14 protein-coding genes are annotated in these 11,408 nt (G+C 61.1%); 6 read left to right on the top strand and 8 right to left on the bottom strand.

What is annotated here, in order from left to right; all coding sequences use genetic code 11:
- Positions 1-1,406 (top strand): TolC family protein (locus tag WCA85_RS13250; RefSeq protein WP_424064517.1); only part of this gene is annotated, 1,406 nt, incomplete at its 5' end.
- Between the two features lie 75 nt (positions 1,407-1,481).
- On the opposite strand, the gene WCA85_RS13245 is transcribed toward WCA85_RS13250, so the two are convergent.
- Positions 1,482-1,868 (bottom strand): potassium channel family protein, encoded by a 387-nt coding sequence (locus WCA85_RS13245; RefSeq protein WP_424064515.1) that lies wholly within the window; start codon positions 1,866-1,868, stop codon positions 1,482-1,484.
- A gap of 152 nt (positions 1,869-2,020) precedes the next feature.
- Positions 2,021-2,428, bottom strand: a complete 408-nt coding sequence (locus WCA85_RS13240) for a hypothetical protein (protein WP_424064513.1) — start codon at positions 2,426-2,428, stop codon at positions 2,021-2,023.
- 239 nt (positions 2,429-2,667) lie between these two features.
- Here WCA85_RS13240 and WCA85_RS13235 point away from each other — a divergent pair, with 239 nt between their 5' ends.
- From WCA85_RS13235 to WCA85_RS13220, 4 genes are all read left to right on the top strand, one after another.
- Positions 2,668-2,901 (top strand): DUF3563 family protein, encoded by a 234-nt coding sequence (locus tag WCA85_RS13235; protein WP_424064511.1) that lies wholly within the window; start codon positions 2,668-2,670, stop codon positions 2,899-2,901.
- A 194-nt stretch (positions 2,902-3,095) separates the two neighbouring features.
- Entirely contained in the window at positions 3,096-4,010 is a 915-nt protein-coding gene (gene nhaR, locus WCA85_RS13230) for a transcriptional activator NhaR (protein WP_424064509.1), read from the top strand.
- A gap of 97 nt (positions 4,011-4,107) precedes the next feature.
- A complete protein-coding gene (locus WCA85_RS13225; protein WP_424064507.1) occupies positions 4,108-4,551 on the top strand; it encodes a TerB family tellurite resistance protein in 444 nt (147 codons plus the stop codon).
- Positions 4,552-4,616: 65 nt separating this feature from the next.
- Positions 4,617-4,835 carry a hypothetical protein gene (locus WCA85_RS13220; RefSeq protein ID WP_424064505.1) on the top strand — a complete coding sequence of 73 codons (219 nt, stop codon included), beginning with the start codon at positions 4,617-4,619 and terminating at the stop codon, positions 4,833-4,835.
- Positions 4,836-4,951: 116 nt separating this feature from the next.
- Here WCA85_RS13220 and WCA85_RS13215 read toward each other — a convergent pair whose 3' ends face one another.
- Positions 4,952-5,869, bottom strand: coding sequence for a helix-turn-helix transcriptional regulator (locus WCA85_RS13215; protein ID WP_424064503.1), 918 nt, complete (start codon positions 5,867-5,869; stop codon positions 4,952-4,954).
- Positions 5,870-6,098: 229 nt separating this feature from the next.
- Between WCA85_RS13215 and WCA85_RS13210 the strand changes: the two genes are divergently transcribed.
- Entirely contained in the window at positions 6,099-6,416 is a 318-nt protein-coding gene (locus WCA85_RS13210; protein WP_424064501.1) for a hypothetical protein, read from the top strand.
- A 145-nt stretch (positions 6,417-6,561) separates the two neighbouring features.
- On the opposite strand, the gene WCA85_RS13205 is transcribed toward WCA85_RS13210, so the two are convergent.
- From WCA85_RS13205 to WCA85_RS13185, 5 genes are all read right to left on the bottom strand, one after another.
- A complete protein-coding gene (locus tag WCA85_RS13205) occupies positions 6,562-7,311 on the bottom strand; it encodes an SDR family NAD(P)-dependent oxidoreductase (RefSeq protein WP_424064499.1) in 750 nt (249 codons plus the stop codon).
- A 23-nt stretch (positions 7,312-7,334) separates the two neighbouring features.
- Entirely contained in the window at positions 7,335-7,616 is a 282-nt protein-coding gene (locus WCA85_RS13200; RefSeq protein WP_424064497.1) for a YciI family protein, read from the bottom strand.
- Positions 7,617-7,710: 94 nt separating this feature from the next.
- Positions 7,711-8,673, bottom strand: a complete 963-nt coding sequence (locus WCA85_RS13195; RefSeq protein WP_424064495.1) for a sugar ABC transporter substrate-binding protein — start codon at positions 8,671-8,673, stop codon at positions 7,711-7,713.
- Between the two features lie 53 nt (positions 8,674-8,726).
- Positions 8,727-10,454: a GMC family oxidoreductase gene (locus tag WCA85_RS13190; RefSeq protein WP_424064494.1), complete on the bottom strand. Its 1,728-nt coding sequence runs from the start codon at positions 10,452-10,454 to the stop codon at positions 8,727-8,729.
- Between the two features lie 39 nt (positions 10,455-10,493).
- Positions 10,494-11,408: maleylacetate reductase (locus tag WCA85_RS13185; protein ID WP_424064493.1), on the bottom strand; the 915-nt coding region annotated here is incomplete at its 5' end.

The raw sequence follows: 11,408 nt of genomic DNA, 5'->3' as shown, positions 1-11,408 counted from the left end.
GGCCTCCGGCATCGACGGGGACGGCGGCCCGGGCACGCAGCTACGAGTTGCCCGCGAATCCCGCACTCGCCGCCGTGCCGCCTCCTCCAGCCCTGGAGCAGGCCCATGCCTACGGGCTCCCCGAACTGATCGATCTCGCGGAAACGGCTAACCCGCTGACCCGCATTGCGTGGAACGACGCACGCAATGCGGCTCTCGCGGCCGGCATCGCGAAGGCCGCCTATCTTCCGCAACTGTCGGTCGCGGCGATGGGGCAATACCTCGGTGCGCATACCTCGAGTTCCTCTGCGCTCGGCGATTCGTCGCTCAGTGCTTCAGGACATGGCGCGACCGAAGTGGTGGCGCTGCAGTGGCTGCTATTCGATTTCGGCGGACGTGCGGCGCGCCTCGAGGCTGCATCGCAGATATCGGTGATGGCCAACATCAGCTTTACCGCAGTTCACCAACAGGTGATCTACGACGTGAGTGTCGCGTTCTACGCGTACCAGGCCGCGCGCTCCCGGATCGACACGACCCAGCAAGGCCTCGACAATGCAGACGCGATCCTGGCCGCCGCACAGTCACGCTACAAGCGTGGCGTCGGTACCGTGATCGAAGTGGCACAGGCCAACCAGAATCGAGCGCAGGCGAAGCTTGCGATGGTCGAGGCGCAGGGCGCCGAAAGCAACAGCTATCTGGCGCTGATCTCGGCGATGGGGATTTCTCCGCTTTCCAAGCCCGACATTGCTCAGATGCCGGTGCACGCGCTGCCACCCGCAACGAGCGACTCGATCGACCAGATCGTGTCATCCGCGATCGCCAGGCGCCCGGACGTGTTGAACGCTTATGCAGCCGAGCGTGTCTCTCTGGCGAAAGTGAAGGCTGCTGAGTCGGAATTCATGCCGAAGGTGTTTGTGTCGGCCGTGGGTGCTTACAACACAGGCAGTTCGTCGATCTCGGCGGTTCCGGCCATCGGTCAGCAACTGCCGACAGTGAACCTGAGCAATGGACACTACGGCGGCAGCGTGATCGTGGGCGTCACGATTCCGCTGTATGACGGCGGCTTGCGCTCAGCGGTGCTTGCGCAGGCGCGCAACGATGCCGACAGCGCATCCACCCGCCTCGACCACAGCCGCGAAGAAGCCGTTCGGCAAATCGTCACCGCTCAGAACACGTTGCAGACGAGCCTCACCGCGCACGCTGCCGCCAAAGAATTACTCGCTGCCGCGCAGACGACGTACGACGCCGCGTTCGACGCCTATCGGCACGGTGTCGGCTCCGTCACCGACGCACTGCTTGCGCAGAACCAGCTGCTCGCGGCGAAGAATGCGTACGCGGATAGTTACAGCGGTGCGTTGTCGGCCGCCGCAGCGCTCGCGCTTGCGACTGGGTCAGTCGATTCGATTCCATCGCAGTCGGACTGGTGAAGCAGGGACGGCGGCCATGCTGTAACTGAACCGCGCGATGCTCCTCAATGCGCCGTTGCCTGCGGGCATTTACGCCTAGCCCTGTAGCAAACCGGCGCGATGTGCAGCAACCTGGATGGCATAAACAGCGGAAGCAGTGACCACGCCCGTTATCAACACCCCTTGCAGCCCCAGCAAAACCGCGAAGATCCGACCAAGCGTGCTGGTTGGCACAATGTCACCGTAGCCGATGGTCAACGCTGTCACCGCGCAAAAATAGAACGTGTGTCCTAGCGATGATTGTGTGCGCGTGGCTACGTCGACTGGCCCGCCAACGTAATACATGGCCACCGACAAAATGAGGAACAGGATCAGCAGCATCGCCAGAATGGCGCGCAAGTGCCAGAGGACTCTGCCGAACGCAGCTATTGCATGCTGCGGCTGGATTCGGACGCTAACAGCTTCTTTCGCGGCATTGTCCATGTCATGCACCTCGCTGATCTTCTGGCCTCTCGTTTTCTGAAGCTCAAACCCGAAACTGCAACGTGGTCGAGCCCGAACAATCGTTCAGGCCGAGTATAACAACACGCTGTAACGCGGGAAGGTATTCAGCAAGACTGCAGAAGATGGCCCCCTCATCCACGCACGGGAACCGCCGCGTCGTGATCAATTCCGGAAGCGGAATCGTGGTCCGCTGACGTATCGCTCATCTTTCTGAGGGTGGTGGTATCCACGCGCCTCTTAAGGCGCTTCAGCGTGGCGCGGGCAGCGCATCCTGATACGCGATTGATCAGCGCAAACAGGTTGTGATCGTGTCCCTGCGCGAGCGCGGCCGTTGCACCGCCCAGGCTCACCCTGACCATGCAGTGCTTGTCGAATCCGCCACGCGGTCCGTTGACATCCGCAAGGTGCACTGAGACGAGGGTAATGCGCCTCTTGATGCGTGAAAAGGTGCCTTCGATCCGTTGACGTACATGCTCTCGAAGCGTCTCCATCTCGCCGCTAGACAGACGAATGCCAGATGTCTGGATGCTGATTTCCATGCGAATCTCCTGATCAATGGGTTTGACTGACAGGACTCAATCTAAAGCGTATCCGTCGAAGCGAATATTCGAATTTCCTTTCGCGTCAGTTCGGTTTACCCGAAGCGAAGCTCCGTACCGCCAGGCATCGTTGCCCTCGCCCAGACCACCCCCCTCGGGTGCTCATTCTTTGCTAATTCTCGCTGCGTAATCTTCACTTCATCGACAAACCGCGCAGCTTCCCCAAACGAGAAGGCGTCATGCCAACCCTCCGGTACCGTCGACCCTCCTTTGACAGCCCAGCTCGCTGTCAAGCACGTCACGCTCACCTATTACCGGAGCGCATTATGTTTCGCTACTTTGTCGAAAAGCTGTCTTGCTGGTTTGAACGCACGGAGCAACGCCGTGCGAATGACTTTCTCGCCTCATCGTCAGACATCGCCGAGCTTGAGCGGCGTATGCGTTCGATGGAGTCGACCGGCTCCCCTACCTAGCATCCAGTCATTCGGTCTACCAGGCGAATAGCAGACACCCCGAGATGGTGCGACGGGCACGCTATCAGCCGTCCGCGCCATGTCGGCGCCTGGAAGAACGAGACAAAAACCGAATCACCAAGCCGCGCAGCCTCCATGAAAGGCTTCCGCGACCGCCCCTATCACGGCTGCTGATCCAGCCAAGGAACCTGAACATGAATTTCAAACATCTCTACTACTTCTGGATGACCGCTCGGGCAGGCGGAGTGATTCGCGCAGGCAAGCGTCTGCACATCACACCGCAAACGCTGAGCGGACAGATCAAGCTGCTGGAAGCGAGGCTGGGCTGCCAGCTGCTCGAACGAGATGGGCGCAACGTTCGACTAACCGAGGCAGGACGCGTCGCGCTCGGATACGCCGAAGAGATCTTCCTGCTGGGTGCACATCTCGAAAGCGAACTCAAGGGACGCGATGGACTCCTCACAGCCAACGCCTTCAAGGTGGGTATCGCCGACTCGATTCCGAAGTCCATCGCGTATCGCCTCCTCGAGCCCGCGGTAATCGATGGGCCGCCCATGCGTATCGTTTGCCGCGAAGGCGGCCTTGCAGCGCTGCTAGATGATCTGGCCGTTCACCGGCTCGACCTCGTTTTGTCCGATGCGCCGATCCCGGCAAACGCGGGCATCCAGGCGGTGAGCCATCGGCTCGGCCGCTCCAACCTCGCAATCTTCGGCGCAGCCGGCTTGCAGGAGCAGTGCAAGGCACCGTTTCCCGAGTGCCTCGACCAGATGCCGATGCTGATGCCCGGAACGGGCAGCGCACTGCGCAGCAAGCTCGACGGCTGGATCAGCGAGACAGGTTTCAGTCCGCGAGTCGTCGGGGAGTTTGACGACTGGGCGTTGATGATGGCGTTCGGTCGTGAGGGTAAAGGCGTCTTCGCAGCGCCAGCCATCCTTGAAACGCAACTGTTACGCGAGCACGCAGTGCAGTCCCTCGGACACATTGCAGGCGTCTTCGACGAGTTCTATGCGATCTCGGTCGAAAGACATGTCCGCCATCCCTCGGTGATTCGAATCGCTGACGCATCGCGCAGCGAACAGCTCGAATGCTCACGACAAACATCGCATTGACGAGCCCGTGCATCTGCATCCGCCAGTCACCGTTTCCCCCTGGCCGGCCTCCGGCAAACCATTTAAGACCCGTTTCAATCTTTAAAGGACGTACATCATGCGCACCTACAAATGCGACAGCCCACAAGCTGCCGCGCGCCTTGTCGCACTCGCCCTGCTTGCCGACAGCCATGTCGGCAGCAATGAACTCAAAGCGCTCGAGGGAGCTGGATTGTCAGACCGCTTAGGCCTGAAGGCAGGCGAGTTCCAGACGATCATGCAGAGTCTGTGCGAGGACCTGGCGCTGGCCGCTCACCTGAACTGGGGCAACCTTTGCAAGTTCAATCCGGAACTCATGGAACATCTGATCGCGGAAATCCAGGATCCTCAGATGAGAGCAGAGGTCATGAGCCTGTCGAGAGTCGCGATACATGCTGACCGTCACGTCACAGAAGCCGAGTTCACCGTTTTGCACGCATTCGCGAGTGCATGGCAAATGCCTGCCGGATGGGACGTGTGCCATCGGGGATGTACAGAACCAACGCACAGCCAGGCCCGATGACGAATCGTCCGGCGGCGCCGGACACCGGCGCAAAGCCGGTGTCCGTACAGTAAATGGAGAAACCGATGTTGAGCCCGCATGAGTTTGCCGCGCTATTGTTTGTGAAGTACTCACCCGACCAGTTGCACATGAAACCCGCCCAACTGCACACGTTGCTCGAACTTGAGCTCGTCCGGCTAGAGGAACTACCCTCGGGCCGCCAGCAGTGGCGTTTGACGGAGGCCGGACATAGCACGGTGCGCATCATGAATCGCATCGGGTCGCAGATGTCGCTTGCAAACTAGGCGCGTTCTCCAATGTCGAACACCGCCGTCGCGGTGAAACCAAAGACGGCGAACAACATCGCGGCCAACACCGCATTGATCAATTTGTTAGCGGTGGCCGCTATCCTGTCGCGCGACTATGCGCTGTAGATCGTCGCAAGCTCGGCCGCTTCTGCAGCAAGCTCCGCGCGCAGGGTCGCGGGTCCAAGCACTTCGACGTTCGGCCCAAACGAACGCAGCCACCACCGCAGTCTCTGACTGAGCATCACCGTGCCCTGCACATGCAACGCATCCTCTTTGCGGGTGCTCTTCTGATCCTTCGACATAGGCGCCTCAAGCAGATGGTCGCCCGCGCCGCCAACGAACTTCAACTTGAGCACCGCTTCCTTCTCGACCATAAAGTCGAAGCGGCGTTGCTGCCTGACGTATGCATCGAGCGAGAACGACGCCGGATAGGCGAACGGCTCCAGCCTCGCCGCGGCACGCGTCAGCCGGTCCATGCGATACATCGTCGGATCGGGTTTGCCTTCCGTGCCGGCCACCAGGTAGACGAGTCCGCCCACTTCGACAAGACCATATGGCAGGACGATTTTTGCCCGATCGTTATCCGCGTTGTGACGCGGGCGATAGACGATCTCAAGCTTGCGTTCCTCGAAGAGCGATCTTGAGACCGTCGCGAACATGTCACGATCGATGCTCGGATAGTGCAGCGCAAAGCCGCCGCTTTCGACTGCAACCTTGCTGGCCCAACGCGAATACTTCCGCTCGGTCTCGCTGTTGGTCTTCTGAAGCCGCGTTTCCGCGATTTCGAACATCGCGGATAGCGATTCGGCCACCAGTTCCGGTATCTGACGCGACGAAAAGCGCCTGAGCGTTTGCAGCGCCAGTGCTTCGTCGAAGCTCATCATCGCACCGGCTTTCGCAGCCATGCCGCTTGCGCCTGCTTTCTTGCGCCACACCGAGGCCGTTCCGCGCTGGCTCATCTCGACGAGGCCTTCTTCCTCCAGCTTCTGCAAATGCCGATAGATCGTCTTCGACGAAGGCGTGTTCGGCACTGTGCTTGTCGAACGGCACTTGCATGGCGACTGGGAAAGGATTCTGGATATCGGCGGCATCCGGGTCGAGGTGTCGCTAATCCATCGCTATATGCAGCGGTGGCCTCAGTAGCGAATACGCGCAGCCGCGCTACGCGATCCCTCGCCGATTCACCCTGCGCGCTCCAGATAGACCGTATCCCGTCTCTATCCGAGGCTCGCGCCCCGCCAATGTCCATTCGAACGAACGTTGAAGAATAAAGCGACTATTCAGCTTCCATCCGTCAGCCCTTACTCCATCAAGAACCTCGACAGCGCAATCGGGCATCTCGAACGCGTCATTAACGACGAACGCGCCCTGTTGATCTTCGGACCAATCTACTGGCGCATGCGCATTCAACAGGCGCATGCCACACCCGGCATCATGCATACGCAGTTGCGCCGGCTACGGAAACTGCTCGACCTGCTCGATGCTGCGACGCCGCGCGCCACAGCCGACCCTCGCCATTCGCCGGAGCGCTGCGGTTCGATAGTGCTGTGGCCACGCGAAATATGTACGAGGCGATAGCAAATTCGGCCGATTGATCATGGATTGAACGGATGCCGTGAGCAGGAATGCTTGCTCGCTTCATAGCGCAAACCAACGCCACGACACACGACACACGACACACGACATCCCGTTTTTTTCGTTGCTGAACCACATGATCAGACCGTCAATTCAACCGCCGCCCGCCGTCCACAACGATGGTCGAACCGGTGCTAAACGTCAGGTGCGTAGCACACGCTTCAATCGCAGCGGCGATATCGTCAGGCATACCAATACGGCGCAGCGGTGTGGTCGCGGCCACCTTTTCGTTGAAGTCGGCGCCGCGTCCCGGCACGAACCCTGTGTCAACCGCGCCAGGCGACACATTCAGCACCCGGATATGCGGCGCAAGTGCGCGGCCAAGCGATGCAGCCATCACATCGAGGCCCGCTTTCGCCGCGCAATAGGCGACGTTGCTGCCCATGCCGGTCGACCCCGATATCGACGACACATTCACTACAAGACCATTGCCACTCTCTTCCAGCAACGAGCGAAAAGCACGAATGGAGGCAAACTGTGCGCGCCAGTTCACGCGCATGATCTCGTCGATTAGCTCGTCGGTCAGCGCGTCGAGATCGGCATGCGGCACCGCTTTGGTAAACCCCGCCGTGTTCACGAGAATATCGGCCCGGCCGTACGTGGCGCGTACCTGCATCGCAAGGGCGTCGAGCGCGGCGCTATTGGTAACCACCGCGGTTGCGGCAAGGTGGCCGGTACCTGACAGGCTGTCGATCACGCTTGACGCCTTGCCGATATCGTCGCGCGCAGTCACGACGACTCTCGCCCCTGCGGCAGCGAGACGTCGTGCGGTCGCCGCGCCAATTCCTCCACTCCCACCGAGGATAATTACGACCTTCGAACTGAGAGGCTCTGACATCGTCTTGCTCCTGTTTAGCTGGCTCAGCGATTATCAACACGTTTCACGAACGGCCGGATATCAATCGTGTTCCAGATACCGGCCTGGTTGAACGGATCGCCCGCGACAAAATTCCGCACGCCGGCGATGTCGTCGCCTTCATAAAGAAAGAAGCTGCCGATCATCGTGCCGTCGATTTCTGTTAGTGGTCCTGAGATCAGGGCGCGTACAGGCGAAGTCTGCAAATAGGCCTTGTGTGCCTCGTAATTATCAAGGCGACGTTGCACCATACCTGGGTGATCGATACAATAGACGACAAAGTTCATGTTCGCTCCATGTGGAAAAAATGACGTTGCATCGACGCAGCCGGCCAGCAGTCCTGGTACCGGCCGCCGCGCTACGCAAACGCTGCGCCCCCTTTCACTGGGCGGTCGCCTGTGCCCACGTCGGACAAGTGAGCTTGTCCGGCGCGACGTCGAAGCCCTGATAGTTCGCGGCCGTGACCACCTCGGTCTTCAGTGAGATGTCTTTCGGCACCGGTTCGCCACGCAGTGAGCGCAGCGCCGCCATCACGCCGATACAACCCTGCTTGAATCCCGAGTAGTCACCGCTCGCGAGCATCTTTCCCTGCTTGATCAGGTCAACGGCTTCTTTGCTCGCATTGATACCCACGACCTTGGCATGCAGATTTGCGCCATCGAGTGCATCGAGCGCACCAATTGCCATCGCGTCGTTCGCGGCAAGCACGCCATCGACGTTCGGGTAGGTCTGCAACAGGTTCTCCATCACCTGCAATGCCTGCAGCCGCTGATAGTTGGCCGGTTGCGAACTCAACACCTTGACGCCAGGTGCGTCCTTGAGTGCGTCATGAAAGCCGCGCATGCGCTCATCGGATGTGGACGTCCCGCGTACCCCTTCGAGAATAATCACACGCCCCTTGCCGCCCATCGACTTCAATAGATACTGAGCGGTTTGCAGAGCCAGTTGATAGTCGCTGGCACCCACAAAGCTGACGAAGTTGCCGGCCTGCGCCTTGTCGACGATATTCACTGCTGGAATCTTCGCAGCATTCAGCTTCGCGATACCGGGCCCCATCGCCTTGAAGTCCACGGGCACGATCACGACCGCGCTCGGACGCTTGACGATTACATCGTCGATCTGGCTCATTTGTTCAGGAATGCTATCTGCTTTGGTTGGCACGTAGTTGGTGACGTTCGCATGCAATTGCTGGGCCGCGCTCTGCGCGCCGAGCCGCACGCTCTGGAAATACGGATTGGTCAGGTTCTTGGTGAATACAGCGATATTCTCGCCGTCTGCATACGCAAGCGTGCCGCTCGCGCACAACGCGAGCGCCAGCCCGCACTTCAGGGTCATGCCAGTCATATCTGTCTCCTTCATTCTGATTGATAGTGTGTGTTGCGCCTGGGGCAGCGCGGTCAAACATTCCCCAATAGGGTCTGCGGCGCCGGTTCGAGTGCGTGCAGGATCCGTTCGGCAGCGTGCTCCGCGAGCATCAACGTCGGCAGATTCGTGTTTGCGCTTGGGATGACCGGCATCACCGATGCGTCGACCACATACAGGTGCTCGACGCCGCTTACGCGATATTCGCCATCGACCACGGTGTCCGGATTGCGCGCATCGCCCATTGCGCAAGTGCCGACCGGGTGTCCCATTGGCGCGATGGAGACGAGCAATTCGTCGTCCGTGATGGCCTGATTGCCACGGCTTGCGGCGAGCGGCATGCCCGCACCCATCGCGCCGCGAACGGCGAAACGCCTCAGCGGTCCGGGAGCATTGAGGACCAGTCGTGCGCCAGCGGCAAGTACAAGTCCCGCAAGGCCAGGACGGTTGAACTGATTGAGCGCCATGCCCGGTGGCAACAGGAACGCTTCGTTGTAGCTCGCGGCGACCGCAGGGTCGCTCAACAGTTGCTCGGCAAGCCGCGCCGCCATGACTACGCGCGGTGCATCGCGTGGATCATCGAGCATCCGGAAATCGATGAGCGGATGGACGCCGGGGTCCGCTTGCGCCAGCGTGACCGATCCTCTGGAGAATGGCGCATATAGCGCCGATCCCAACATCGCGGCATCCGTGCCGAAAGCGCGCGGACTAACCCGGCCCAGCGCAAACAGAAGCAGGTCGCTCGCCGGACACCCAGGCAGATTCGACGATGCACGCAAACCCGCCACGGCAAAGCGCCTCAGATGCTGCGCTAGCCGCTTGCGGCGCGGCAGCGTCAGCGCGAAGAACTGATATGCGTGGTTCTGCAGGTTGCGTCCCACACCGCGCAAATCCATGACGGGTCGCACGCCGAGATCGTTTAGTTCGGCGGCGGGACCGATACCCGAGCGCAGCAGCAACGCGGGAGAATGAATCGCGCCCGCCGAAACGATCACACTGCGTGCGTGAAGCGGCGCCACGACGCCGCCACGCTCAACTTCGACGCCGACGACCCTGCGTCCATCCAGCAGCAGACGTAATGCCCGAGTGTTCGCGCTGATCGTCAGATTAGGATGGCTACGCACGGCCGCGCTCAGATAGCAGCCCGCGCTCGACGAACGGACGTTGCCATCGTGGCTCGATGGCATCGGAAAGAAGCCGTCGCCCGGCGCTTCGTTGATGTCATCCACGTAGGGAAGGCCACGGGCAAGCGCCGCTTCGCGCAGCGCAGTCACGAACGCGGGCCATTCATCCGCCGCCATGCGCTTCACCGGCGTCGTGCCGTGCGCTGCTGCGCCACGCGCTGGATCCCGCTCGATCTTGCGATACAGTCGCACGGCCTCGTCCCACGACCATCCGGGTGCACCGGCGGCACTCCAGCGCTCGAAGTCAGAAGGCACGCCGCGCAGCGCGAACATCCCCATGATGCTGGAGCCGCCGCCCATCACGCGAGCCTGCGGAAAAGGACGTGGCCGTCCGCCCTTGACCACGGTCGCTTCCAGGCCGCTCCAGAAGTAAGCGGGATTGAGCGTCGAACTGGGGAACGTATCTGCAATGTCAGACGGCGTCTGGTCAGGCGGCGTGTCGATGCCTGCTTCGATCAGCAACACGCGGTGCCGGCCACTTTCCGACAGACGCGCAGCCATCACTGCCCCGGCCGTACCGCCGCCGACAACGAGAAAGTCCGGCGGGACGTGTGGGTCTTCATGCGGTCGATTTGCCATGGCTGCGCCTTCTTCGTAATTGCGTCGTATCGTGGCGCGTCAAACCCCGGCACCCGCCCAGGCACGCTGAAGCAGTTCGCTGAGCGCGCCGGCCTCGACCGGACGTGGATTTCCATACGGATTTGCCATCGCCTGGTCGACCGCGCGCACGATCCCTTCGTCTGGCATTCCGATGTCGCGCAGTGCAAGCGGTATCCCGCAGTCGCGTTCGATCTGCAACAGCGCACCGGCAGGATCATCGGTCTGAATCGCGCGGCGCAGCCGGGCCATGGCATCGGGAATCATTGGCGCGTTGTAGGCAAGCGCATAGGGCAGCACGATCGCGTGTGTCTGCGCATGCGGCAAGTCGAACAGGCCGCCTAGCGTGTGGCACAACTTGTGGTGCAGGCCCATCGTCGTCGCGCCGAGACAGCAGGCGCAAAGCCAGGCCCCATAGAGCAGCGATGCGCGCGCGCCGGGGTCGCCCGGCTCTTTCAGTACGAGCGGCAGCGCCTCCACGATTACGCGCACCCCCTCCTCGGCCATTAGCGCGACGATCGGATTGCCATCCGGCGCGTAGAGGGCCTCGACCGCATGCGCGATCGCATTGAATGCCGAAAGGGCTGACATCGTCAGCGGCAACGATAGCGTCAGGTCCACGTCGTAGATCACAACCTCCGGTTGGATCTTCGGGCTGCGTTGCGTGGTCTTGCGACCGTCCTGCGTCTCACCGAGGATCGGCGTCATTTCGGAGCCCGCATAGGTGGTCGGAAGCACGATCTGCGGTAAATCGGTGCGCAGCGCAATCGCCTTGCCGAGCCCCGTGGTCGAGCCACCGCCTACCGCGACGACTCCGTCGATCCGCGCTGCCCTCACGACCTCCAGTGCGCGCTCCGTCACATCGACGGGCGTGTGCATCGTCGCGCCATTGAACGCGCCGGCGGCACGCTCGCCGAGCAACTGCTGTACGCGCCC

This window comes from Paraburkholderia sp. (assembly GCF_049581445.1).
Lineage (GTDB): Bacteria > Pseudomonadota > Gammaproteobacteria > Burkholderiales > Burkholderiaceae > Paraburkholderia.
Note: the sequence above shows the minus strand (reverse complement) of the source record. Positions and strands in the feature narration are given on the sequence as shown.